We start from the raw sequence: 25,017 nt of genomic DNA on the forward strand, positions 1-25,017 counted from the left end.
CCCTCTCAATCAATTCTGATTGGAGGAAGTAAGAATGGCATACAACCACGGACGGGAGGACAGGAAATGGCGTATCTGGAAAGAAGCGGAGGAAAAGCTGCTGCGTGAGTGCGGCGTTGATGAAGCGACCATTGAGCAGATACGCATGGCGGACAGGGCAGACTTCAATTCCAACAGGCGGTTTTACCGATGGACGAATGACGTTGCGGAATATCTTGAGGACATGGCAGGCAGGGAGCGGCAGGCGGAAGTGGGTACGGTTGCGGAGTTACTGGAAGAGATTGAGAGCGAAAATCTCTATCAAGTATTAGTCACGGTGGACGGGCGTACCTTGAAAATCGTCCTGCTGAAAATGCAGGGGTATTCCACAAAGGAGATTGCCCCGCTTGTGCATTTGACGACTGGTGCCATCTATGCGAGGTTAGACCATCTGCGGAAGAAGCTGCGGAAAATTTTATAGCTTCTAAAACAGCCTGCCATCCTGCGGGCTACTGGGTGAGGGATGGAAATCCCCTCACTCATTTTTTGCAGGAGGACAACAGGATGGCATACAGGGTTAAGGCATACACGCTTCGGGAGGAATCCACGGAAAGCGGCACAAGGTATTTTATCAGCTTTAAGGACGGGCAGGGCAAATCCCACGAGTTGGAAGTGTCGGAACAGTTCTTTATGGAGTTTCGGCAGATGGAGCGCAGGAACAGGAATCTTTTCTAATGGGACGAGCGGCACAGGGAGTTTAACGAGGTATGGGACGAAACCCTTTACAGACGGGCGTTGCGTGTGCCTAAGAGCCTTGATGAACGCATGGTTGAGGAAGAACGGAATGAAACGCTCTATAAGGCGGTTGGGAGCCTTCCAGAGATACAAAGGCGGCGTTTCCTGCTCTACTACGAGTATGAGTTCAATTTTTACCAAATCGCCGCTATGGAGCATTGCACCGCTTCGGCAATACAGAAATCTGTTGCGATTGCAAAGGAGAAAGTAAAGGCGGAAATTGAAGAAATATCTCCAACCGTGACCGACACCGCCCGAAAAAGAAATCTGTTTTTTATTTGTGTGGGATTGGCGGCATTACATACTCTCACTTTTTTCCGTGGGAGTAAATCTATTTTTAAGGAGGTCAACGCCTATGTGCAACGAAAACAAAGACACCGCCCGAAAGGAGGAAAGCCATGCAGAAGTTACAGACAGTCAACGCCGAAACGCTCCTTTATGAACCGCTTGAGAAACCATCCTTTGTGGTGGACAGCCTTATCCCGACAGGCTTATCGCTGTTCTGCGGCTCACAGAAGATAGGCAAAAGCTGGCTCATGCTGAAGCTATGCTTATGCGTGTCGCAGGGAATCCCTTTATGGGATATGCCGACAATGGAGGGCGATGTGCTTTACCTCTGCCTTGAGGACACGTTCTGCCGCATACAGGACAGGTTATTTCGTTTGACGGACGAAGCAAGCGGGCGGCTCCACTTTGCCGTGGCAAGCTGCAAGCTGTCAGACGGTCTTATCGTGCAGCTTGAAGATTATCTGAAAGATTACCCAGACAGCAGGCTCATTGTCATTGATACCTTGCAGAAAGTCCGTACAGCTTCAAAAGACAATGCCTATGCAAGCGACTATGGGGACATCTCCCTCATCAAAGACTTTGCCGACAGGCACTCTCTGGCGGTCATTGTCGTACACCACATCCGAAAGCAGAATGACAGCGACGTGTTCAACAAGGTGTCTGGGACGACAGGATTAACGGGGAGTGCGGACGCTACCTTTGTTCTGGAAAAGGAGAAACGTGCGTCTGACACCGCCAAGCTGTATGTGACGGGCAGGGACACGCCTTATCAGGAATACACGCTGCGTTTCCGTGATTGCCGTTGGGAGCTTGTGGAGCGGAAAACGCAGGAGCAGCTTGCGAAAGAAACGATACCAGATGTCCTTTTTCGGTTGGTGGATTTTATGAGGGATAAGGAAGAATGGATAGGCACGGCAACGGAACTGTTAGCCGCTATGGGGGAAACGGAAACCATACCCACGGTGATTACGAAATGGCTGAATGAATACCGCACCACATTTTTAAGCGAGAACCGTATCTGCTACCAGTACAGCCGCAGGAAAGACGGCAGGCGGATTGCCCTTGCAAGGAGGGCGGGTGACAGCGGTGATGGTGGTGACAGCGATATTAGGATACCCCCCTGTTACTGTCATTGACGCTTAAAGCCATGTAAAGCTGGCGGCTCTGCCCTGCGGGTGACAGCAGTGACGGTGGTGACAGTGATTTTAGGATACCCTGCCGCTGTCATCCCTACGGGAGAACACCCCGTAAACGCAAAATGCAGGCGTGAGATTTACTCGCCCTTTTCGGTCGTGTAAAACCACCCCTGCGGTCAGAAAAATCATTCCGATTTTTCCGACTGCGTTTACAGGGTGTAACACACTACACTTTGCCCTGCAAAGTCGTGTGCCAGACGTTCCCTCTGGACTCCCTTAAGGCAGGGCTGTGCCCTGCTATCCTACGCCTTACGGCTTCGGATAAAAGAATGGCGGCATGACGGTGACGGCTCTTGCGAGGGGGGTATCCCAAAAACACCGTCATCATCGACATGACCGTCATGCAGGGGGTGAGGGTGACAGTTGCGGCAGTCGGCAGGGGGTATCCCAAAACTGCTGTCACCACCGTCACCGCTGTCACCCCAAAGGACGGTCACCCGCCGAAAGAAAGGAGGAATCCGCCTATGCCTTATGCAATCCTGCGTTTCCAGAAACGAAAAGCGGGCGGCGTTGCGGCTTGTGAACGCCACAACGAGCGGAAGAAAGAAGCCTACAAAAGCAACCCAGATATAGATATGGAACGCTCTAAAAACAATTACCATCTCATAGCACCACCAAAGTACACCTACAAGAAAGAGATTAACCGCATGGTAGCCGAAGCGGGGTGCAGGACAAGGAAAGACAGCGTGATGATGGTGGAAACGCTCATCACAGCTTCACCAGAATTTATGAACCAGTTACCGCCCGAAGAACAAAAAGCGTATTTCCAGACGGCTCTTGACTTCATTTCGGAGCGTGTTGGAAAGCAGAATATCCTCTCCGCTGTCGTCCATATGGACGAGAGAACGCCCCATATGCACCTCTGCTTTGTGCCGATTACGCCAGACAATAAGCTGTCAGCGAAAGCTATCTTAGGCAACCAGAAATCATTATCCGAGTGGCAGACCGCCTACCATGAGCGGATGTCCTCACGGTGGAATCAGCTTGAACGGGGGCAGTCCTCAATGGAAACCAAGCGGAAACACGTCCCCACATGGCTCTATAAATTAGGCGGCAGGCTTGATAAACAGTATGAAGAAATCGTGTCTGCCCTATCCGACATCAACGCCTTTAACGCAGGGAAGAAAAGGGATAAAGCGTTAGATTTACTCTCTGCATGGCTGCCAGACGTGGAGAAATTCTCTAAGGAAATCGGGAAACAGCAGGCGTATATCGACAGTTTGAAAGAGAGAATTGGGCAGGAATCAGACTATGCGGGGCGTATGCGTGATGAAAAGTACGAGCAGGAACTAAAGGTGCAGAAAGCGAATCAGAAGATATTTGAATTGCAGAGAACCAACGAGCAGATGGGGCGGCTGCTGTCAAAAATACCGCCCGAAGTGTTGGAAGAATTGCAGAAAAATCATAGAAGCAGAGCGAAAGAAAGGTAGATATGTGAATGAAGAAACAGGATTTTAAGGTGTTAAAGACCAAAGACTTGTACCCGTTCCCCGACAATCCGTTTCATGTGGCAGAAGATGAAACACTGTCAGAGTTAGCGGAAAGCATCAAGGAATTTGGCATTGTCACGCCGATAATCACACGCCCGAAAGAGGACGGGGACGGTTATGAAGTGATTGCAGGACAGCGGCGTGTCCGTGCTTCTGAACTTGCAGGGATAAATACCGTGCCTGCGTTTGTCCTGCCCTTAGACCGTGACCGAGCCATCATCACCCTTGTAGACAGCAATTTGCAGCGTGAGAATATCCTGCCATCGGAGCGGGCGTTTGCTTACAAGATGAAATCCGAAGCCATGAAGCGGCAGGGTTTCCGCACAGACTTAACCTCGTCACAAGTTGTGACGAAGTTGCGGACGGACGACAAGGTGGCACAGGGCTTCGGCGTGGGCAGGATGACCGTGCAGCGTTTTATCCGCCTGACGGAACTGATACCGCCGATTTTGCAGATGGTGGACGAGGGGAAAATCGCCCTCACGCCTGCGGTGGAACTGTCCTTCTTGAAGAAAGACGAGCAGGAAAACCTCTTTGCCACGATGGAGAGCGAAGAAGCAACGCCCTCACTCTCACAGGCACAGCGGATGAAACAGTTAAGCCAGAGCGGGCGGCTTGACATGGATACGATATTTGCGATTATGACGGAGGAAAAGGGCAACCAGAAAGAAACCTTGAAAATCAACACAAGCAAGCTGAAAAAATACTTTCCGAAGAACACAACGCCGAAGCAGATGGAGGAAACCATCATCAAACTTTTGGAGCGTGAGTTGCAGAGGAAACGCAACCGTGACAGCCGCTAATCTTCTTTTTTCGGGAAGTAAATACAGAGAGTTGAGGTATGGAGAATGAGAGAAATCCAGTATGAAATCGTAAAGGAAATCGCAGTATTGTCTACGGGCGACAGTGGCTACACAAAGGAAATCAATCTCATTTCATGGAATGGGAAAGAGCCGAAGTATGACATCCGCAGCTTTTCCCCGAACCGTGAAAAGTGCGGCAAGGGAATCACGCTGAACGCTGATGAAGCGGCGGCACTCCTTAAAGCATTACAGAAAGAATTAAACAGCGAGGATTAATGGTATCTGATTGGCAGGGCGGGGACATTTCCAAACTCTTCCCTGCCCTGTCTGGAAAGGAAGATTTAAGTATGGGCGAGGATAAGAAAGCAGATAAAAAGAGAAAGCGTATCGTGCCAAAAGCACCAGTGCAGATGATAATCAGCCGTGAATATGTCGGCACACAGACCGTTACAGAAGCGTTTGTCCCGATTATCTCCGAGGATATTCGGAAGAAGATTGCCGAGGGCGACACCTTCGACAATGAGGGGCTGTCCGCTTAGAATGTACGCAATGGGACATGAAAACAGATAGGACAGATACGGAGGTTTTACAGTATGGCAGGAATCAAAGAAGAAAAGAAAATCTATTTAGTCGGCATTTATTGCCGCTTATCTAAAGACGATGGTACGGATAACGAGAGTGCGAGCATTGCGACACAGAAATCCATCCTCACGGATTATGTGAAAAAGCAGGGATGGCACATAGCAAAAACGTATGTGGACGATGGTTATTCTGGTACAAATTTCCAAAGACCAAGTTTCCAGAATATGATAAAAGACATTGAAAGCGGTCTGATAAACTGCGTGATTACGAAAGATTTATCCCGTCTGGGGAGAAACTATCTTGATTGTGGGTTATATCTGGAAGTTTTCTTCCCAGAGCATAACGTGAGGTATATAGCGGTCAATGACGGCGTAGATACCTTGAATAAATCTGCTATGGACATCACGCCTTTCCGCAACATTTTAAACGAAATGTATGCCGCTGACATATCTGTTAAGATAAAATCGGCATATCGGGCGAGGTTTCAACAGGGGAAATTCATGGGAACTACCGCCCCTTATGGCTATATCAAAGACCCTGCCGACCACAACCATCTGCTGATAGATGATAAAGTGGCACATGTTGTAAAAGAGATATTCGACCTTGCATTAAAAGGGAATGGAGTTGCCAAAATTTGCAGACATCTTAATAAACAGCATATCCTACGCCCTGCCGCTTATGCGGCGGAGCGTGGCGAAACAGGCTTTGAACGTCATTTTGAGGGGAACGAGGACAAACGCTATATTTGGAGTGGGAACAGCGTGAGGAGCATTTTAAGAAGCCCGATATATGCGGGAAATCTTGTAGGCTACAAACGGATTGCCGCCAATATGAAAAGCAAGAAACGCCCCTCTAAGCTGCCCGAAGAATGGGAAGTGATACCCAATACCCATGAGGGAATAGTCACGCAGGAGGAATTTGATATTGTCCAACAGCTTATTACAAGTCGTAGGCTTCCACAGAACAAGGGAGGATTTGTAAATATTTTTGCAGGCGTTATCAAGTGTGTGGACTGCGGATGTGCTCTGCGGGCAATGAACGTACACAGGAGGAAACGCCCAGAGATTATCGACTGTGTACAGTATTCATGTAATAATTATGCAAGAAACGGAAGAAGCGAGTGTAGTGCCCACAATATAGAAGCAAGGGATTTATTCAATGCCGTTCTTGCCGACATCAACTGTTTTGCGGATATGGCAGTGAATGATGAAAAGGCGGTCAGGGCCATAGAAAAGCGGCTCACGGAAACAGACCAGAGCAGGGCGAAAGCATTAGAGAAAGAACGTAAGAAGCTGAACAAACGCCTTGCGGAACTGGACAGGCTGTTTTCCTCTCTCTACGAGGATAAGGTCATGGAGCGTATTACCGAGCGGAATTTTGAGATGATGTCGGGGAAATACCAGAAAGAGCAGCTTGAAATTGAAGCAAGGCTGAAAGAGGTGACGGAAACTCTTAATGAAAGCTACGAGAAATCACGGGGAATCCGTGACTTCCTCGCCCTTATCCGAAATTATCAAGGCTTAAAAGAACTGGATGCAACAGTTATAAACGCACTCATAGACAAGATACTTGTTTCGGAGCGTGAGAAGATGGCAGACGGAACAGTGAAGCAGGAAATCAAGATTTACTATAAATTCATCGGCTTTGTCGATGAATTACATATCATACCTACAAAACGGTGGGCAGCAATGCCCGCTAAAAATTGTACGGTGTGCGGCGTTGAATATGTCCCGGGCTCTGGTGCATCAAGGTATTGTCCTGCTTGTGCCAAGAAGATACGGAGGGAGAAATCAAACGAGAGCAAACGCAGGAGCAGAGAACAGAAAAGGATAGCATGTATGAACTGTCCGCAAAAAATGACCGACTGAAGTCCCTGGGCCAGAGGACTGAACGCGATGATTCCTCTTCCCGTATCAGCCGCTGCCTGTTTCAGCCCGTTTTTCTCAATGGTTCTGTCGAAGATGGAATACCGGTTCTGATCAATGATAAACGGGCAGCCCATCTCTTCCAGGATCTTGGCGGCTCTTCGCATGGTCTCTCCGTCATAGTTGGAGAGACCGGCGTAGAGTGCCTTTCCGGAAGAGACAGCCTGTGCCAGAGCCCCCATGGTCTCCTCCAGGGGCGTCTCGGGATCCATCCTGTGATGATAGAAGATATCTACATATTCCAGCCCCATCCGCTGAAGGCTCTGGTCCAGGCTGGCCAGCAGATATTTCCTGCTGCCCCAGTTTCCATACGGTCCCGGCCACATGTCATAACCTGCTTTTGTGCTGATGATCAGCTCGTCTCTGTACGCTCCCAGATCTTCTTTCAATATTCTCCCGAAATTCTTCTCCGCGCTGCCGGGCGCCGGCCCATAATTATTCGCAAGATCAAAATGACAGATTCCGTTGTCAAAGGCAGTAAAACAAAGTTCCTTCATGGTTTCAAAGTTTCCGGTATCTCCAAAATTGTGCCAGAGTCCCAATGACACTGCCGGAAGTTTCAGACCGCTCCTGCCACAGCGGTTATAGATCATATCTTCATATCTGTCTCCTGATGCTCTGTACATAGGTCTTCTCCTTTCATATCCCCTGTTTTTCAAATATTTTCCTGAGCCGAAGGGCGTCTTCCATTGTATTCTTCCATCCGTAATTTCTCAGATTAACGCTCCACCCATCTTTCTCCCGGGTGACCGGAATTCCTTCCTTCTCAAGAAGTGTTTTCTGCATGTCTTCTGTCTCAAACGCAGCGGCCCCGCTCAGGATTCCCCTGGAATTTACGACCCGGTGGGCGGGGATCCCTCCTCCCAGACGTCCTTTATTCAAAGCGTATCCCACCTGACGCGCATTCTTCGGGACGCCGCAGAGCAATGCAATTTGACCATACGTCGCCGCGCGTCCATATGGAATAGAGAGACACACGACCCGCGCTCTTTTATAAAAATCAATCATTCCCGCCATTCTCCTTCTTCCCCTTTCCTATTGTAATTTCTTTTCGTCTTTTTTGCAAATCGTGTTATACTATCTCTCAGGACAAGTTTTTCAAAACCAATCCATCTGACATGATATCGGAAAAGGGGGTCATAATATGTCAGAATTAAAACCAAAAATCATCCTGAGCGCAGACAGCACCTGCGATCTGGACGAAGAATTAAAAGAACGTTTCCATGTGAATTATTTCCCTCTGCACATCATTCTGAACGGGAAAGATTACAGAGACAATGTAGACATCACGCCGGAAGAGATCTATCGGGAGTACCGGGAACACAAGGTACTTCCAAAGACCGCCGCCGTGAATGTGCAGGAATACATCGATCATTTCCGCCCGTGGGTGGACGCCGGATATGAGATCATCCACATCAATCTGGGGCACGCGCTCTCCAGTGTATACCAGAACTGCTGCCTGGCGGCGGAGGAACTGGGGCACGTCCACGTTGTGGACAGCTGCAGCCTCTCCACAGGGACCGGGCTTTTGGTAGTGGCTGCGGGCCGTATGATAGAGAAAGGAATGTCGGCAAAGGACATCGCACAGGCACTCCGGGAACGAACTTCCAAATGCCATGCCAGTTTCATCCTGGATACTCTGGAGTTCCTCCACGCAGGCGGCCGCTGTTCCTCAGTCGCCGCTCTGGGCGCCAACGTGCTGAAGCTAAAGCCGTGTATCCAGGTGGACAACCGTGACGGCAGCATGGGAGTCGGAAGAAAATACAGAGGGACTCTGGATAAAGTACTTGTGAAATATGTAAAGGATGAACTTGGCAGATATCAGGACATCAACACGGATCTGCTGTTTATCACTCACTCCGGCATTTCCCGGGAATACATTGACCTGGTCAGACAAACAGTGAAAGAAACCATGAAATTTGATGAGATCCACGTCACAAAAGCCAGCTGCACGATCTCCGCGCACTGTGGTCCCAATACTCTGGGCATCCTGTTTGAGACAAAATGAGACAATATAAGAAGCGAAGATAGAAGATACAAGAAGGAAGCGGCATCATGAACACAAAATCTGTCTTTCACGGAAGCGATATTGAGAAGATCTGTGAATATTATCATCTGAAAAAAGAAGAGATTACCAACTTCGGCGCCAATGTCAACCCGCTGGGCCTTCCGGACTCTGTCCGAAAGGCCGCGGCTGACCACATTGATGTACTGTCATCCTATCCGGACCGTGCGTACACTTCTCTGCGGAACGTGATCTCCGGATACTGCGGCGCCGTCCCGGATTCGATCCTGCCGGGCAACGGAACCAGTGAACTGATCGCGCTCCTGATCGAATCGAGAAAACCAAAGCGGGCTCTGATCCTGGGCCCCACCTACTCCGAATATTCCCGGGAGCTTGCCTTTACGGAAAGCACACAGGAATGTTATTATCTGCGGGAAACTGACGATTTTGTCCTGGATACCGATGATCTTTGCCGGACTCTGGCCCGGGGAGACTTTGATCTTCTTATCCTGTGTAATCCAAACAACCCCACATCTTCCGCCATCTGCAGGGAAAACATGGAGCAGCTTCTCACATTTTGCCAGAACCAGGATATCTTCGTCATGATCGATGAAACATATGTAGAATTTGCTCCTGACGTCTCCCGGATCACAGCGGTCCCGTTTACAGAACGATTCCCGGATCTCTGTGTCCTCCGGGGAGTGTCCAAGTTCTTCGCGGCTCCCGGCATGCGGCTGGGATACGCGGTCTCAGGAAACCGGGATCTTCTCCGACAAATGAAAGCAAAACAGATCCCCTGGTCTTTAAACAGCATGGGAGCCTTCGCCGGGGAACTTTTGTTCCAGGATACCGGTTACATTGCCCGGACGAGACGCCTGATCCTGACGGAACGGGACAGAATGTACAACGCCCTTTCCCGATCTGGGAAATATAAAGTCTATACGCCCTATGCCAATTTCATCCTGGCAAAGATCCTGGAACAGGAAAAGACCGCCTTTGATGTGTTTGAAACATGCATCAAAAACGGTCTCATGATCCGGGACTGCTCCTCCTTCCAGAGTCTGGAAGGAGAATTCATCCGCTTCTGCGTCATGATGCCGGAAGACAATTCCCGGCTTCTTGACACCCTTCTTTCCTTCTGAAGGTTTTGCCGCGGGTCAGCAGATCTCCGCTCCCGCCGGCATCTCTTTCTCCGGCACTACCAGAGACAGCCTGCCGTCAGCATCCTCCGCGCACAGAAGCATTCCCTCAGACAGGACTCCGGCCAGGCGCGCCGGCTTCAGGTTCACCAGCACCATGACTTTCTTTCCCACCATTTCTTCCGGTGTATAGTATGCCTTGATACCCGACACAATCTGCTTTACCTGGCTTCCGATCCTGACCTGGGAACAGAGGAGCTTCTTGGACTTCTTTACTTCTTCGCAGGCAATGATCTCTCCGACCTGGAACTGCATCGCACCGAACTGTTCAAAGGTGATCTCTTCCTTTGGCTCGATATCGATCACCGCTTCCTCGGCGCTTTCTTCCTCTTTATCTTCTCCGTCTGATGACGGGTGCAGCTCTTCTACTTTCTTCATGACTTCTTCCAGGTCCAGTCTCTGGAACAGGATCTCCGGTTTTTCCGTCACATGGCCGCCGCCCAGCTGTTCCAGGATCTTCCGGCTGGTGGACGGCATGAAGGGCTCAAGGAGCTCTGCCCCTGCAGAAATACTCTGGATCAGATTCCACAGCACTGTCTCCAGACGGTCTTTCTTTGCCTCGTCCTTGGCAAGGATCCAGGGCGTTGTCTCATCAATATATTTATTACAGCGTTTGAACAGGTTAAAAATCTCTGTGATGGCGTCCGCCACTCTCAGATCATTCATCTTATCTTCCACAGCCCCGGGAGTCCTTTGTGTCACGGATCTTAAGTCCGCGTCCACTTCCTCCGCGGCTCCTTTGTCTGATACCGTTCCGCCGAAATATTTGTTCGTCATAGAAACCGTACGGTTCACCAGATTTCCAAGAGTATTGGCCAGATCCGAGTTGAGGCGCTCGACCATCAGCTCCCAGGTGATCACACCATCATTTTCAAAGGGCATCTCATGAAGTACGAAATAGCGCACCGCGTCCACCCCGAAGAAATCCACCAGTTCATCCGCGTACAGTACATTTCCTTTGGACTTGCTCATTTTGCCGTCCCCCTGAAGAAGCCAGGGATGACCAAATACCTGTTTCGGCAGCGGCAGTCCAAGAGCCATCAGGAAGATGGGCCAGTAGATCGTATGGAAACGGATGATATCCTTGCCGATCAGATGCAGATCTGCCGGCCACAGTTTCTGAAACTGCTCGGTACTGTTTCCATCCGCGTCATATCCGATCCCCGTGATATAGTTCGTTAACGCGTCCAGCCATACATACACCACATGTTTGCCGTCAAAATCCACCGGGATTCCCCATTTAAACGAAGTCCTGGACACACACAGATCCTGCAGCCCCGGAAGAAGGAAGTTGTTCATCATCTCATTCTTCCTGGACACCGGCTGGATAAATTCCGGATGGCTGTTGATGTGCTCGATCAGACGGTCCGCGTACTTGCTCATCTTAAAGAAATATGCCTCTTCCCGGGCCGGCTGCACTTCCCGGCCGCAGTCCGGACACTTCCCGTCCACCAGCTGAGATTCTGTAAAGAAGGACTCACACGGGGTACAGTACATCCCCTCATAATACCCTTTGTAGATATCTCCCTGCTCGTAAAGCTTCTTGAAGATCTTCTGGACCTGCCGCTCATGGTCCGCGTCCGTCGTCCGGATAAACTTATCATAGGACGTGTCCATCAGATCCCAGATCCGCCGGATCTCAGCGGATACGCCGTCCACGAATTCCTTTGGAGAAACCCCCGCCTCCTGCGCCTTCAGCTCGATCTTCTGTCCGTGTTCATCAGTGCCGGTCTGGAAGAACACATCATATCCCTGACTCCTCTTGTACCGGGCGATGGCGTCTGCCAGTACGATTTCATAGGTGTTTCCAATGTGCGGCTTGCCCGAAGTATAAGCAATCGCTGTCGTAATGTAATACTTCTGTTTCTCTGACATAAATGTCTGCCTCCTTCTTCTTTATCCGGGACGTAGTAAAATTCGATTTTACTACGTCCCGAATCGACTTTTGCCCTGTCCCTTTTTGACTAGTACCTGCAAAAAACCCCGTCTTCTTAATCTCTTAAGAAGACGGGGGAACCCGTGTTACCACTTCTCTTCGCCCTTTCCTCACGAAAAGGACCTCCGTGGGTGCCTGCGACACCCTTCCGCTTTAACGGGCGGACCCGTCGCATGCTCGCTGTGAGCGTCCGTCGCCTGTCTTCTCGGCGCTGACGCAAATGCATAGCACCGCTGTCCGGATGCTTTGCTCTTCAGTTTGCATACGCTGCTCGGAAGCCATGTTCACCTGCTTTCGCTTCATCCCTCTCAGCGCCGGACATTCTCTGCAGCATCAGGCATGCCCTCCGGGACTTCTCTGTAAAAACTCTGTCAGGTTACTCTCTTCGTCACTGCTTTTTCTTTGATCTCTGTTGATTCCAGTCTGCAGACTGGCTTGTTAAAAAGGTTAGCACAGGCGGCCCGGAATGTCAAGGGATGGGGCTGCCCGCATTGTTTCCTCCGGGTAACTAACCCACAATAAAGTGCTTACTTTACCTTTCCGGCACATGGAGATATGATAGTTACAGATTTTATGTTTATCACTCAAGGAGGTAAATACTATGACCCAGGATGAACGCAGGCTCTGCCTGATAAAATATTTGTTAAAAGAAAGAGCCGGAGAAAAAATTTCTGACATTCCGGCGGATGAGCTCTCACAGAAACGTCTGCTGCGCTCTCTTATGAACATACGACCCGCAAAACCGGTCTCCCAGGAATTTATCCGGATGCAGGACGCCTATCTGCAGGAAGAAATGAAAGAAAAGGGAATTATCCGGCTTTCCCAGCTCTCTCCGGCCCGGAAAGGATTTCGCCTGTGGCAGGGAGACATCACCCGTCTGGCCGTGGATGCCATCGTAAACGCCGCAAACAGCGCTCTGCTGGGATGTTTTATCCCATGCCACGGCTGTATCGACAATGCCATCCACTCTGCCGCCGGAGTGCAGCTGCGCCTGGAATGTGCCCGCCTGATGAATCAACAGGGTACACCGGAGCCCACAGGACAGGCAAAGATCACAAAAGCATACAATCTTCCCTGTCGTTATGTACTGCATACTGTGGGGCCCATCGTACGCGGGCCGGTAACGGAAGAAGACCGGCGTCTTCTGGCCGGCTGCTACCTCTCCTGCCTGAAGCTGGCAGAATCTTATGGTCTGAAAAGCGTAGCATTCTGCTGCATCTCTACAGGAGAATTTCATTTCCCCAACGAAGAAGCTGCCAGGATTGCAATTCAGACGGCAGAGGCTTATCAGAAAGAACATCAGAACAGTCCGGAGGTGATATTCAATGTTTTCAAAGACAACGATCTTGAGATCTACCGAAAACTGCTCGGATAAAATTGAAAAGCTCAGAACAGCGCTCCATGAAGCAGATGCTGTAGTAATCGGGGCAGGGGCAGGGCTGTCTACATCTGCTGGATTTACTTATTCCGGAAGACGATTTGAAGAAAATTTCAGGGATTTTATAGAGGAATATGGATTTCAGGACATGTACTCCGGGGGCTTCTATCCTTTTGACACACTTGAGGAACACTGGGCCTACTGGAGCCGGTATATCTGGATCAACCGGTATACAGATCCTCCAAAGCCTGTGTACCGCCGGCTGCTTGATCTGGTAAAAGACCGGGACTATTTTGTACTTACGACAAACGTGGATCACTGTTTCCAGAAAGCAGGCTTTGATAAGAACCGGCTGTTTTACACCCAGGGTGATTACGGTCTGTTCCAGTGCTCACAGCCCTGCTGCCAGAAGACTTATGACAATGAAGATGCCGTACGGCAGATGCTGGAGCTCCAAAAAGACAGGAAGATCCCGGAAGAACTAATCCCCCGCTGTCCGGTATGCGGCAGCCCCATGTCCATGAATCTGCGGTCAGATGACACATTTGTGGAAGATGAAGGCTGGCACAGGGCAGCAGACCGCTATACCGGATTCCTCCGCAGTCATAAAGGGCAGAAACTGTTATTCCTAGAGCTGGGAGTCGGATTCAACACCCCTGTCATCATCAAGTATCCCTTCTGGCAGATGACGGCACAGAACCCAAAAGCGGTTTATGCCTGCTTGAATTACGGGGATGCCGCGGCACCGCAGGAGATCAGAGAGCAGTCGATCTGTATCGATGGTGATATTGGAGAGGTGCTGCAAAAAATGTAACTCTCGAAAAATATAAACCCTGGAGAAACAAAGAGGAGGCTCACAGCCTCCCCTTTATTGTCTTTTTCTGTATTTCTCATCTGTATTTTTCATCAGCCTGCGTTGCTTGCGGCGATCTTCACTTTGCTCCAGAGTTCACTGATGATCTTCTTTGTGTTCTCGTTATATACAAACACTTCATCGTTGGGATTGTCCGACCGGGGAATGTAGGCGTTGATCCCTTCATAGTCTCCGCCTTCTCCGGACAGATCTTCCATTACTTCCTCATTGGCCGATGTATATCCCACATAGCTGGAGTTGTCATACGCTCCGTCATAACTTGTAGCATAGTTGATGAACGCGTGGGCCAGATCCGGATTCTCGGCGTTCTTCGGGATAACCATTGCGTCAGACCAGAGATTGGTCCCGGTCTCCGGCATATAATATCCCATATTTTCATTTTCTGCCATCACATACGTTGCGTCACCGGAATAGATCAGTCCCAGCGCCTTCCTTCCCTGTGCCATGTTGTCGATGATCTCATCGGTCACGATCTCCGTGTCCATTGTCTCCACACACTGTACCAGCCATTCATAGGCCTCCTGGAGCTCCTGTTCATTTTCCGTGTTCATTGAATATCCCAGCGCTTTCAGGGCCATCATAAAGGAATCTCTCTCCGAATCATACAGATAGACGTCTCCTTTATATTTCTCATCCAGGAAAATATTAAATCCCTCCCGCTCCAGATCCTCGATATCCACTTTGGTCTTATCATAGACGATCCCCACGGTGCCCCAGAAATACGGAACTGAATAATCGTTATCCGGATCATAGGGCAGCCCTTTCACCGCGTCGGTCAGCTCGTCCATGCAGTCCAGTTTTGACTTGTCAAGCTTCTGGAGCAGATCTTCCTCGATCAGCCGCTGGATCATATAGTCACTGGGCACCAGCAGATCATACGGTTCCTGGTTGGCTACTTTGATGTACATCTGTTCGTTGGAGTCAAAGTTGTCCATGACCACCGTCGCTCCTGTCTCCTCCTCAAAGTCGCCGATAATGTTCTCACCGGTATATTCTCCCCAGTTATAGATATGCAGCGTCTGTCCCTCGAAAGGCCTGTCTCCGCCTCCGCCCCGCAGGTTCACCGCGCAAACAAGCAGCGCCAGGGCTGCCACTCCCGCCACTGCCGGCACCCATCTTCTCCGCCGGCCGATGACGTCCTTTTTCTTCCGCTTTGCCGCGATGAGCGGCGCCACATTAATAATGACAAGGGCGATGGTAATGATCACCACCACCAGAGTGGAAATGGCGTTGATACTGGGATTGACCCGCTTGCTCATGGTATAGACCACGATGCTTAAGTTCTTCACGCCGCCTCCCGTCACAAAGTAGGAGATGATAAAGTCGTCCACGGACATGGTAAACGCGATCAGGCCGCCGGATACGATGCCCGGGGTGATCTGAGGCACGATCACCTTCCGCAGCGCCTGCCACGGCGTCGCCCCCAGGTCCATCGCGGCGTCCGCCAGATTCGGGTCCAGAAGGCGGAGCCTTGGCATGACAGACAGCATGACATAGGGGATACAGAAGGCAATATGAGCCAGCAGCATCGTCACGTACCCTTTTTCTATTTTAAATGTAATAAACAGCAGCATGAACCCGATGGCGGTCACGATCTCCGGATTCATCATGGGCAGGTTATTTACCTGATTCACCACATCCCGGACGATCTTTCTGGACTTGCTCAGCCCGATGGCCGAAATGGTGCCGACAACTGTAGAAACCGCCGTGGCGATCAGCGCTACGCTGAAAGTGGTATACAGCGCGTCCATCATGTCCTGTGACTCCAGCATGTGCCGGTACCATCTAAGGGAAAACCCTTCAAAGCTGGTCAGAGATTTCCCGTCGTTAAAGGAGAATATGATCATATAGATGATCGGCACATAAAAGAACAGGATCATCAGCGCCATCAGAATCTTCCCGGCGGGACGGTTTTTCTTTTTCATTTGCTCTTCCATACGGTCACTCCTCCTTTCCGCCCCGGTTGCGGAGCTCAACTTTCCTCACCGCCATCATCAGGAGCATCATGATCACGGCCATGATCATGGAGATCGCGCTTCCGAAATTCCATTCACCGACAGTGATAAACTGATTCTCGATCATATTTCCGATCAGGAAATACTGTCCGCCGCCCAGCAGTTTTGGAATGAAGAAGGAACTGACTGCCGGCAGGAATACCAGCGTAATCCCGTTGATCACGCCCGGGATGGACAGCGGAAAGGTTACTCTCCGGAAGGTCTGTACCGGGCTGGCGCCCAGATCCGCGCTGGCTTCCAGAAGAGAGTGATCCATCTTGCTCAGTGACGTCTGGATCTGCAGGATCATAAACGGAAGGAAATTGTACACCATTCCCAGAAGCACCGCCCCTTCCGTGTAAAGAAGCTCCATATCCCCCAGTCCGACCAGGCCCAGGATCTGCTGGATGATCCCGTCCTCACTCAGAAGGCCGATCCACGCATAGGTCCGCACCAGCATGTTGATCCACATGGGGATCGTGACGCAGAGGATCAGCGCGTTCTGCACTTTCTCCCCGCTCCGGGCGATAAAATAGGCCGCCGGATACCCCAGGATCAGACAGATCACCGTCGTCTTCACGGCGATCAAAAGCGACCGCCAGAGGATCAGGAGGAAATCCGGATCCGTAAAAAACTTGATGTAGTGCTCCAGCGTAAAGGAAAAGGAAATAATGCTGTTCCCCTGTTCCATAAAGGAATACGCGGCGATCAGCGCCATGGGGAGCACGAGCATGAGCGCCGCCCACACGATGTAGGGCAGGGCAAGCTGTGAAAAACGCTTCATCTCTTAGTACACCTCCCTGGACATCACGTGGATATCTTCCGGGAAGAAGGTCAGGCCGACCTCTTTCCCCTCCTCCGAATAATCCGTCGTATGGATCTTGAACTCCCGGCCTGTCGTGGAGAAGGTGATCCGGTACACCCCTTCCTTCACGTCCTCCGGCTCAAAGTCATAGTCCACGCCGAGATCTACACTCTGGTCCTCATCGCTCAACTTCCATCCCTGGGCTCCGGCCCAGGTCTTCAGGTCTGTGTCCAGAGCCTGTGACTCGGTGATCTCATCCACGGTCTTAAAGAAATTAAACGCCATAACGCCTTCGTTTGCCTTTTCATTCTTCACAAAGGGCTGGTCCACCACAAAGATGGTCCGCTCCACGCTGGTCCCGCCGGATGTAGTAAATCTCACCGGATACTGGCCTTCCTCCGGACGCAGTTCATATTCGATCTTGGCGATGGAGATATATTCGTCGGTGGCCGGATCCCATGCCTGGGCATTTGCCAGCGCGATGATCTCCTTGTCGTCAAGACCCGCCACATCATCGATATCCACATAGAAATCGCTGGCGCTGATCATTTCTTTTCCGTCCGGGCTGGCCACATCCTGGTTCTGGATCACCCGCATGTTGACCGTAACGCTTGTCCCGGGAACTGTCTCTACCATGATCTCATAGTGCACTCCCTTGAACAAAACGCTCTTCACTTCCCCGGTCATCTTGCCCTCGCTCACATCCACAATATCGATATCCTCAGGCCGGATGACCACATCCACCGGTTCATTCTCCCGGAAGCCGAGATCCACACAGTCAAACGTAATGTCGTCAAACCGGACTTTGTAATCCTCCAGCATCACGCCGGGAATGATATTGCTCTCGCCGATGAAATTCGCCACGAACCGGTTGGCCGGCTCATTGTAGATATCTTCCGGCGCCCCGACCTGCTGGATCTCTCCGTTCTTCATGACCACGATCTTATCAGACATGGTAAGCGCCTCCTCCTGATCATGGGTGACGAAGATGAAGGTGATCCCCACCTCCTGCTGTATGCGTTTCAGCTCATACTGCATCTCCTTCCTCAGTTTCAGATCCAGAGCTGCCAGCGGCTCGTCCAAAAGCAGCACCTTTGGTTCATTGACAAGAGCTCTGGCAATGGCGACTCTCTGCTGCTGCCCGCCGGACAGAAGCGTCGTATTCTTGTCCTCATAGCCTTCCAGTCCAATCAGCTTGAGCATCTTCATGACTTTCTGATCGATCACGTCCTTGCTCATTTTTTTGATCTTCAGCCCGAAAGCAATGTTCTCATACACGCTCAGATGAGGGAACAGGGCATATTTCTGGAAAACCGTATTCAATTCTCTCTCATAAGGCGGCTTCCTGCTGATCTCCTCCCCGTCAAAGATGACCTGTCCCTCGTCCGCGTCCAGGAATCCCCCCAGGATCCTGAGCAGCGTTGTTTTCCCGCATCCGCTGGGCCCCAGCAAAGTCACGAACTCATTTTCATAAATATCAAGATTGATCCCCTTCAGGACGATCTGCCCGTCAAAGTTTTTCACGATATTTCTGAATTCTATCAGCTTTTTCTCTTCCATCTCCACTTACTTTCTCCTTTCCTGCAGCTTCCTTCGCCCCGGCCCTGTAAGAAATCTCTCTGAGAATTCACTGTCCAGCACAAAAAACAGGGCCAGATGCACTCGTGCATCCGCCCTGTGGTACTGTCGTCATAAATCCTGTCTCGTTATCATCTGACCTGTCTGCCAGGCCTCATACTTCCGTGTATATTCAGATCAAACAGATATTGGACGTAGAGTCTATATAGCAAATATTTTTACTTTTACTACTCTTATTGACCGTTTCACAAGTTGCGTATGCTTGACATGCATACCTGGGTTATAAAGTAACCAACTTATAAAATTTGAGCTTCTAACTCAATCAATAATGCAGCTTTTGGCCGCGTAAAATATTTGCATGGAGAACGTACCAACTATCTGCTTTCCATACGTAAGGCATAATAACACAGAATGACAGATAATTCAAGAAAAATCTCTTTTCCCGGGAAACCGGATATCTACCCGGAAGAGATCTCCGTCCAGATAGAGTTGAAATTCCCCGCCCTGCATAGCCGTCAGGCTTTTGGCAATGGACAGACCCAAACCGCTTCCTTCTGTACTTCTGGAAATGTCTCCCCGGATAAATCGCTCGGTCAGCTCATCCGCCGAAATATTCAAAGGCTGCTCTGACACATTCTTCAAAGAAAAGCTGACAGTGCCGTCTTTCACAGACAGATCCGCGTAGACCCTTGTGCCCGGCATGGCGTACTTTGCCGCGTTCCCGAAAATATTTTCCAGCACGCGCCACATCCTGCGCCCGTCCACATGGATCACGGCCGGCTCTTCCGGCATGTTCAGCACCATAGTCAGATTCCGGGCAGAGAATTTCTCCGCCATCTCTCCCTCAGTCTGCTGGACCAGCTCTCTAAGGTCCACATCCATATACTCCAGTACGATATTGCCGCTGCTCACCTTGGACGCTTCTACCACGTCTTCTGTCAGAGTCTTCAGCCGCTGGGCCTTGGCCTCCAAGATATCCAGATATCCCCGTATCTTCTCATCTTTAATATCTGAACGTTTCAGAATATCCACATAATTAATAATAGATGTAAGCGGAGTTTTGATATCGTGGGAAACATTCGTGATCAGGTCCGTCTTGAGCCGCTCATTTCTCATGGCCTCATCCACCGCCTTGTTCAGCCCCTTGCCAATATCATTCACATTTTCCGCCATGTCCCTCTCTTCTCCTCTCAGTCCGTCAAGAGGGATCCCGTATTCCAAATTGCCTGACGCGATTTCTTCGATCCCTTTCTTCAGTCTGCCCTTCGCCAGCGCGCTGGAGAGCAGCCGCCACGCTGCGGCTGCGTCCACCACCAGGATCAGGAATAGCATCGGCAGCGTCCGGATCAAAATAGCCAGCCAGTGCAGGAACAGAAATACAAGAACCGCGATAGCTGTCTTCGCTGTGGAAGACCGGGCTTTTACGATTTCCGAACCAAATACAAGCACTGCCCGAAGAAGGCTTCCGTTCCACAAAGCCTTTGCCTTGATCCGCCGGATCAGACTGACATAGCCGGTGAAAAAGCACAGGAACGTAAATACCGCGTACAGAAACGCGACTGCCAGATTCGGGTAACCCGGATACTGACTGGAATCCATTATCCAGAAAAGGAGTACCGTAGGAACCGCCCATACCGCCGCCACGATCATGGCGGCGATCTCCGTCTTGCACCGGTCGAATACAGTCAAATACAGTTTATCATCCGCCACCCGTCTTCCCGCTGCCATAGCCAGCCATACAGCCGAGGTCAGAAACAGGATCCCGCCGGTTACTGACAGAAACAGTGAATTTCTCAGCAGAGGCATACTGTCTTCGTAGTTCTGCTTCTGCTCGTAAAACCAGTCATGAATGGGATAATCTGTATCGATCACCACCGCGAAAATGCTCTCAAAATCCCTGTTTCGATCGTAGGCTTTCACAGCTTCCCACTCGCCTGTCGGCGAAAGATTCATATTCGTCTCAAAATCCCTGAGCTTCGGATACACAAACATATATTTTGCGGACGGATCTGACCTCATTTCCTCGATATTCTTCTCCACATCCGCGTAATTGCTGTATTCGCTTCGATTTGTCATCACCTTCTTTGTCGTCTCATCGACATACAGATAAGTGAAATTTGTATTCCCTTCCTGCAGATAATCCCATCCCTCCTGGTAGGTCACAGAATCCACATAGATCGTATTGAGCAGCTCTGCGATATTATTATAAATCGTTGTCAGCTGCCCGTTTAATTCCTGTGAGCTGTTGACTACCTCCAGAAGATCATCTGCCCCCTGCGGCGGATATTTTTCTCTCAACGACTGTCCAAAATTCCAGCAGTCCGTATATATTACGTTTCCTTCCGGGTCGCAGATCGAAAAATCCGTTCCGCTGGCGGATGTAAACGCCCCTTCTGTCAGTTCTTTTAAAAATCCTGCCTGGCTCTGATAAGGGTCCTGAAATTCCATGATCAGACTGCCATTGTTGAACAGTCCGAGGAAATCCTCCAGGTAGTAATAATAATAACTCCCGTCCGGCTCCTGACATACGATAACTTGATTATCGTCGTAAATATCGCCTCCCCGGGAATAATCTTCTCCCCAGTCCACCAGCTCCTCCAGCGTATATGCCACGCCGGATATATTCCCGCCGCCGGGTGTCCGTCCCGCAGCGTACTCCATTACATCGATCACTTTTCCGGAGTTATACGCGCCGTCTGTCTCAAACAGCTCCTCCAGGCGGAACTGCTCAAATACCTGACGCATATATTCCTCTACAGAGGACTGGAATCCCGGGGAGTCCTCATAGGACTCATCCGCCAGTCTGACGATCTCCAGCGGGTTCAGTCTTCCGGCCAGCATTGCCGCCATAACGAACGACGTGGCAAAAAGAGCGCCGCTGAGCACGCCAATGAGGAGTACCGTTACCTTTACCGCAGTTTTTCTGTACCAATGCTTCATAAATGATCCTCTCTGCTGCCCCTATATCTTCTCGATCTTATACCCGACGCCCCACACTACTTTCAGATAGCGCGGCTCTTTCGGATTGATCTCAATCTTCTCGCGAATATGGCGGATATGCACAGCCACCGTATTGTCGGCGCCGATGGCCTCCTCATTCCAGATTGATTCATAGATCTGGTTGATAGAAAAGACCCGCCCCTGATTCTTCATAAGAAGAAGCAGAATATTGTACTCGATGGGCGTCAGTCTTACAGGCTCGCCGTCCACTGTCACCTCTTTCAGATCATCGTTGATCCTTAAGCCCCCGGTCTCATAGATCTTATCCGGCTGCCCCTGCACGGTCCCGCCCAGCTGAGTATATCTGCGAAGCTGGGATTTCACCCGGGCTGTCAGTTCCAGTGGGCTGAACGGCTTCGTCACATAATCGTCTGCCCCTACATTCAGTCCCAGTATTTTATCCGCATCCTCCGATTTTGCTGAAAGTATAATAATCGGAATGGCGTTTTTCTCCCGGATCTTCAACGTGGCCCGGATCCCGTCCAGACGCGGCATCATTACATCCAGGATAAGCAGATCCACTTTTTCCTTCTCCAGGATACTCAGCGCCTCTATGCCGTCATAAGCTTTTAAAATACGGTAGCCCTCCTGGGACAGATAGATCTCGATCGCTTCCACGATTTCTTTATCGTCGTCACATACAAGTATCGTGCACATCTTCATCACCTCTTTTATACTTATCTATCATACAGGGGATTCTTTAACAGCAGATATCTAAAATCATTAGGATTTTCTTAATATCTCAAAACTATTTTCTATTATATCTCCAAAGCATAATGCACATAACCGCTATGAGCACAAGAGAAACCGGGATCCAGCCCCAGTCCTGTAAAAACAGCCACAGCCTGGAGCTCTCTGCCTGAGCCGCCGCCTCCTGCAGGACCTCCTCAGTGTATGGGATCCTGTAGCCTTCCACGCACAGCCGGTGCGTATTAATTCCATAAGGTGTGCATGTGATCAGTGTCACCAGGTCTTTTCCGCTCTCAATTACCAGTTCCTCTGTATCCTCCGGGAGGACCGTGGTGATCTCCCCGACCCGGTAGCACAGAGTCTCCCCCAGAACATGAAGAAAGAATATATCTCCTTCTTCCATTTCGTCCAGGCTGGTGAACAGTTTCTTTCCCGGCAGTCCTCTGTGAGCGGACAGACACACATGAGTCCCCTCTCCACCTACAGGGAGAGAAGATCCCTCTAAATGCCCCGCGCCTTTCTGAAGCTCCTCATCCGCTGTCCCATGATAGATCAGCAGGTCCACTCCGATCTTGGGGATTTCCAGACGTCCCATTACCCCGTCTCCCTGACTGTTCAGCAGAGATTCATATTCATCGTGGAGCTGTTTCTCCTCGGAATCCTCGGATTCGGCCAGCTCCTCCCCGCTTCCTCCGAATGCAGCTTCCAGCGACATTCCCGTCCCGGATGCCAGTCTTGCGTTATAGTCTCTGGCCGCCTGAATCATTTGTTCTTTCTCTGTGTCAGGGACCGCGGTCTCTCCTTCCTGAAAAGAAACTGCCGCCCCATCCTGTCTGCTCTCATTGTAAAGACGGGCTACAAAAGGATAGTCGAGCACTGAAAGAAAAGCAAGAAAAAGCAGGACAAAAACTACCGTCATCCTGCGTTTTCTGTTTTGTGTTCTACCGGCTTTTTTCATCTCCCCGTCTCTCCTTTCCCAGGTAAACCATAGGCTCTTGCCAATGTAGCCATTTTAGCATTCCCGTATGTGATTTTCAAGCCGCCCAGCCTTCAATACCTTAATCAGGAATTTCGGCAGTTCCAAAGTTATGCTTGTCATATCTCCCGCTTTCCCGTACACTAATAACAGGAGTAAAACAGGTGGTGTTTTTATGGATACAGATCTGATCTTCCGGCAGCGTCATCAGCTGTCACAGGCGCAGATCCAGGCTCTGGAACTACTGTCCATGGACAGCATGGAGCTGAATCAGTTTTTAAAAGATGAATATCTGGAAAATCCTCTCCTGGATTATGAGGAACGGGCATATGCCCATGGGATTGACAGTCCCGAAGGTTCCCTGCGGGGCCCTGCCCCTGCACGGGATCCCGATCCTTACCATTCAGAAAAAAGGGAATCTCTGAAGGCTGTGGATCCTGCCCTCCAGAAGGAAGACCTGCTGCCGGACTATCTGCTGTCACAGCTGGACTCCAGATTGTATTCAAAACAGGAATGGGAGCTTTTCTATTATCTGACGGGATGTCTGGATGATAACGGGTTTTTCACCGTTCCGATAAAAGAAGTGGCACAGAAAAAGCACGTGTCCGAATCTCTCGTGGCACGTTCCCTGGAAATATTAAAAACACTGGAACCCTATGGGATTTTTTCTTCCGGGCTGCAGGAATGTCTGATCCGTCAGCTGGATGCGTCTGACTTAAACACAGAAACTCTCACAAGGATGATCCAATGCCATCTGCAGGACATTGCCGACGGAAAGATCGGCGCGATCTCCAGGAGCATGCATTTATCAACCGTTGAGGTCCGCAAAAATATTGCGGTCATCTCGCGGCTGAATCCCCGTCCTCTCTCCGGTTTTTCTTCGGGAAGCACATGCTATATCATTCCTGATATTATTTTCAGGAAAGAGAGAGAAAACTGGGAGATCATTCTAAATGATTCCTGGGTGGAGAATTATCATATCAATGATTATTATCTGCAGATGATGCGTTCTTCCTCTGATGAGAATCTGATTTCTTATTTTAAAGACAAGCTTGACCGCATCAATTTCATCTTCCAGAATATCGAGCACCGCAGGAAAACGATACATGATATATGCAGTATTATCCTTGATATACAGAACGGTTATCTGGACGGGAAGGCTCCTCTTATACCGATGACAATGTCCGATGTTGCCCGGCGGGCAGGAATCCATCCTTCCACCGTCAGCAGAGCCGTCAGAGGAAAATATCTGCAGTATCCCAACGGGACGGTCTTTATCAGAAAGCTCTTCACATCTCCGGCCGCTGCAGACGGACCTGAAAGTGTTACGCCAATGGCTGTAAAACAATCTGTAAAAGAATTAATTGAATCAGAAGACAGGGCTCACCCGTACAGCGACCAGGAGCTTTCCCGTCTGCTCGGCCGCCGGAACATCAAAATCTCCCGGCGCACTGTCGCGAAATACCGGGAGGAACTGGGGATCAAAGGCAGCTTTGACCGCCGTGTTTTCTGAAAGGAGGTTCT

At 50.2% G+C, this 25,017-nt stretch carries 20 protein-coding genes and 2 pseudogenes; 13 read left to right on the plus strand and 9 right to left on the minus strand.

Annotated features, from left to right (window positions below):
• Positions 1–34: 34 nt before the first annotated feature.
• From BQ7367_RS03440 to BQ7367_RS03475, 8 genes and pseudogenes are all read left to right on the plus strand, one after another.
• Positions 35–460 (plus strand): RNA polymerase sigma factor, encoded by a 426-nt coding sequence (locus BQ7367_RS03440; protein ID WP_000323895.1) that lies wholly within the window; start codon positions 35–37, stop codon positions 458–460.
• 83 nt (positions 461–543) lie between these two features.
• The gene (locus BQ7367_RS14985; RefSeq protein ID WP_000331638.1) at positions 544–714 is read left to right on the plus strand and encodes a hypothetical protein; all 171 of its coding nucleotides are present in this window, start codon (positions 544–546) and stop codon (positions 712–714) included.
• A 458-nt stretch (positions 715–1,172) separates the two neighbouring features.
• Positions 1,173–2,198 carry an AAA family ATPase gene (locus BQ7367_RS03450; RefSeq protein ID WP_001170964.1) on the plus strand — a complete coding sequence of 342 codons (1,026 nt, stop codon included), beginning with the start codon at positions 1,173–1,175 and terminating at the stop codon, positions 2,196–2,198.
• Between the two features lie 524 nt (positions 2,199–2,722).
• Positions 2,723–3,688, plus strand: coding sequence for a MobV family relaxase (gene mobV, locus BQ7367_RS03455; protein WP_001820668.1), 966 nt, complete (start codon positions 2,723–2,725; stop codon positions 3,686–3,688).
• An 8-nt stretch (positions 3,689–3,696) separates the two neighbouring features.
• Positions 3,697–4,551, plus strand: a complete 855-nt coding sequence (locus BQ7367_RS03460; RefSeq protein WP_000743700.1) for a ParB/RepB/Spo0J family partition protein — start codon at positions 3,697–3,699, stop codon at positions 4,549–4,551.
• A 45-nt stretch (positions 4,552–4,596) separates the two neighbouring features.
• A complete protein-coding gene (locus BQ7367_RS03465) occupies positions 4,597–4,827 on the plus strand; it encodes a YdbC family protein (RefSeq protein WP_001206986.1) in 231 nt (76 codons plus the stop codon).
• A 71-nt stretch (positions 4,828–4,898) separates the two neighbouring features.
• Positions 4,899–5,090, plus strand: coding sequence for a hypothetical protein (locus tag BQ7367_RS03470; RefSeq protein ID WP_001820669.1), 192 nt, complete (start codon positions 4,899–4,901; stop codon positions 5,088–5,090).
• A 54-nt stretch (positions 5,091–5,144) separates the two neighbouring features.
• A pseudogene (locus BQ7367_RS03475) lies at positions 5,145–6,725 on the plus strand (recombinase family protein); the annotation flags it as partial.
• A 35-nt stretch (positions 6,726–6,760) separates the two neighbouring features.
• On the opposite strand, the gene BQ7367_RS03480 reads toward BQ7367_RS03475, so the two are convergent.
• Complete coding sequence (locus tag BQ7367_RS03480; protein WP_442855342.1) at positions 6,761–7,684, minus strand: aldo/keto reductase; 924 nt, start codon at positions 7,682–7,684, stop codon at positions 6,761–6,763.
• Positions 7,685–7,697: 13 nt separating this feature from the next.
• A complete protein-coding gene (locus BQ7367_RS03485) occupies positions 7,698–8,066 on the minus strand; it encodes an MGMT family protein (RefSeq protein WP_442855343.1) in 369 nt (122 codons plus the stop codon).
• A 136-nt stretch (positions 8,067–8,202) separates the two neighbouring features.
• On the opposite strand from BQ7367_RS03485, the gene BQ7367_RS03490 reads away from it, so the two are divergent.
• Positions 8,203–9,066 (plus strand): DegV family protein, encoded by an 864-nt coding sequence (locus BQ7367_RS03490; protein WP_072524225.1) that lies wholly within the window; start codon positions 8,203–8,205, stop codon positions 9,064–9,066.
• Positions 9,067–9,113: 47 nt separating this feature from the next.
• Positions 9,114–10,205, plus strand: a complete 1,092-nt coding sequence (locus BQ7367_RS03495) for a pyridoxal phosphate-dependent aminotransferase (protein WP_072524226.1) — start codon at positions 9,114–9,116, stop codon at positions 10,203–10,205.
• Positions 10,206–10,220: 15 nt separating this feature from the next.
• Here the strand turns inward: BQ7367_RS03495 and metG are convergent, their stop codons facing one another.
• Positions 10,221–12,137, minus strand: a complete 1,917-nt coding sequence (gene metG / locus BQ7367_RS03500; protein ID WP_072524227.1) for a methionine--tRNA ligase — start codon at positions 12,135–12,137, stop codon at positions 10,221–10,223.
• A gap of 662 nt (positions 12,138–12,799) precedes the next feature.
• Here metG and BQ7367_RS03505 point away from each other — a divergent pair.
• Entirely contained in the window at positions 12,800–13,573 is a 774-nt protein-coding gene (locus tag BQ7367_RS03505; protein ID WP_072526049.1) for a protein-ADP-ribose hydrolase, read from the plus strand.
• A complete protein-coding gene (locus BQ7367_RS03510) occupies positions 13,524–14,390 on the plus strand; it encodes an SIR2 family NAD-dependent protein deacylase (protein ID WP_072524228.1) in 867 nt (288 codons plus the stop codon). The genes BQ7367_RS03505 and BQ7367_RS03510 overlap by 50 nt, the downstream gene beginning before the upstream one ends.
• 92 nt (positions 14,391–14,482) lie before the next feature.
• Here BQ7367_RS03510 and BQ7367_RS03515 read toward each other — a convergent pair whose 3' ends face one another.
• The 6 genes and pseudogenes from BQ7367_RS03515 to BQ7367_RS03540 form a co-directional block, all read right to left on the minus strand.
• On the minus strand, positions 14,483–16,387 hold the full coding sequence (locus tag BQ7367_RS03515; protein ID WP_235837531.1) for an extracellular solute-binding protein: 1,905 nt from the start codon (positions 16,385–16,387) through the stop codon (positions 14,483–14,485).
• 4 nt (positions 16,388–16,391) lie between these two features.
• The gene (locus BQ7367_RS03520) at positions 16,392–17,228 is read right to left on the minus strand and encodes an ABC transporter permease (RefSeq protein WP_072524229.1); all 837 of its coding nucleotides are present in this window, start codon (positions 17,226–17,228) and stop codon (positions 16,392–16,394) included.
• A 648-nt stretch (positions 17,229–17,876) separates the two neighbouring features.
• Positions 17,877–18,809 (minus strand): annotated as a pseudogene (locus tag BQ7367_RS14725) (ABC transporter ATP-binding protein); the annotation flags it as partial.
• Between the two features lie 441 nt (positions 18,810–19,250).
• Positions 19,251–21,767 carry a sensor histidine kinase gene (locus BQ7367_RS03530; RefSeq protein WP_072524230.1) on the minus strand — a complete coding sequence of 839 codons (2,517 nt, stop codon included), beginning with the start codon at positions 21,765–21,767 and terminating at the stop codon, positions 19,251–19,253.
• A gap of 21 nt (positions 21,768–21,788) precedes the next feature.
• Positions 21,789–22,484 carry a response regulator transcription factor gene (locus BQ7367_RS03535; protein WP_083588861.1) on the minus strand — a complete coding sequence of 232 codons (696 nt, stop codon included), beginning with the start codon at positions 22,482–22,484 and terminating at the stop codon, positions 21,789–21,791.
• A 91-nt stretch (positions 22,485–22,575) separates the two neighbouring features.
• Positions 22,576–23,475: a class C sortase gene (locus tag BQ7367_RS03540; protein ID WP_072524232.1), complete on the minus strand. Its 900-nt coding sequence runs from the start codon at positions 23,473–23,475 to the stop codon at positions 22,576–22,578.
• A 193-nt stretch (positions 23,476–23,668) separates the two neighbouring features.
• On the opposite strand from BQ7367_RS03540, the gene rpoN reads away from it, so the two are divergent.
• Positions 23,669–25,006, plus strand: a complete 1,338-nt coding sequence (gene rpoN / locus BQ7367_RS03545; protein WP_072524233.1) for an RNA polymerase factor sigma-54 — start codon at positions 23,669–23,671, stop codon at positions 25,004–25,006.
• The last annotated feature ends 11 nt before the right edge of the window (positions 25,007–25,017 follow it).

The sequence above is a fragment of the Clostridium sp. Marseille-P3244 genome (assembly GCF_900120155.1).
GTDB lineage: Bacteria > Bacillota > Clostridia > Lachnospirales > Lachnospiraceae > Mediterraneibacter.

Coding starts and splice junctions, on each gene's coding strand:
- metG (WP_072524227.1), bottom strand. CDS start 12,137: ATGTCAGAGAAACAGAAGTATTACATTACGACAGCGATTGCTTATACT.
- BQ7367_RS14985 (WP_000331638.1), top strand. CDS start 544: ATGGCATACAGGGTTAAGGCATACACGCTTCGGGAGGAATCCACGGAA.
- BQ7367_RS03490 (WP_072524225.1), top strand. CDS start 8,203: ATGTCAGAATTAAAACCAAAAATCATCCTGAGCGCAGACAGCACCTGC.
- BQ7367_RS03450 (WP_001170964.1), top strand. CDS start 1,173: ATGCAGAAGTTACAGACAGTCAACGCCGAAACGCTCCTTTATGAACCG.
- BQ7367_RS03535 (WP_083588861.1), bottom strand. CDS start 22,484: ATGTGCACGATACTTGTATGTGACGACGATAAAGAAATCGTGGAAGCG.
- BQ7367_RS03485 (WP_442855343.1), bottom strand. CDS start 8,066: ATGATTGATTTTTATAAAAGAGCGCGGGTCGTGTGTCTCTCTATTCCA.
- BQ7367_RS03540 (WP_072524232.1), bottom strand. CDS start 23,475: ATGAAAAAAGCCGGTAGAACACAAAACAGAAAACGCAGGATGACGGTA.
- BQ7367_RS03510 (WP_072524228.1), top strand. CDS start 13,524: ATGTTTTCAAAGACAACGATCTTGAGATCTACCGAAAACTGCTCGGAT.
- BQ7367_RS03440 (WP_000323895.1), top strand. CDS start 35: ATGGCATACAACCACGGACGGGAGGACAGGAAATGGCGTATCTGGAAA.
- BQ7367_RS03505 (WP_072526049.1), top strand. CDS start 12,800: ATGACCCAGGATGAACGCAGGCTCTGCCTGATAAAATATTTGTTAAAA.
- BQ7367_RS03530 (WP_072524230.1), bottom strand. CDS start 21,767: ATGAAGCATTGGTACAGAAAAACTGCGGTAAAGGTAACGGTACTCCTC.
- BQ7367_RS03470 (WP_001820669.1), top strand. CDS start 4,899: ATGGGCGAGGATAAGAAAGCAGATAAAAAGAGAAAGCGTATCGTGCCA.
- BQ7367_RS03495 (WP_072524226.1), top strand. CDS start 9,114: ATGAACACAAAATCTGTCTTTCACGGAAGCGATATTGAGAAGATCTGT.
- BQ7367_RS03465 (WP_001206986.1), top strand. CDS start 4,597: ATGAGAGAAATCCAGTATGAAATCGTAAAGGAAATCGCAGTATTGTCT.
- rpoN (WP_072524233.1), top strand. CDS start 23,669: ATGGATACAGATCTGATCTTCCGGCAGCGTCATCAGCTGTCACAGGCG.
- BQ7367_RS03515 (WP_235837531.1), bottom strand. CDS start 16,387: ATGGAAGAGCAAATGAAAAAGAAAAACCGTCCCGCCGGGAAGATTCTG.
- BQ7367_RS03520 (WP_072524229.1), bottom strand. CDS start 17,228: ATGAAGCGTTTTTCACAGCTTGCCCTGCCCTACATCGTGTGGGCGGCG.
- BQ7367_RS03480 (WP_442855342.1), bottom strand. CDS start 7,684: ATGTACAGAGCATCAGGAGACAGATATGAAGATATGATCTATAACCGC.
- BQ7367_RS03460 (WP_000743700.1), top strand. CDS start 3,697: ATGAAGAAACAGGATTTTAAGGTGTTAAAGACCAAAGACTTGTACCCG.
- mobV (WP_001820668.1), top strand. CDS start 2,723: ATGCCTTATGCAATCCTGCGTTTCCAGAAACGAAAAGCGGGCGGCGTT.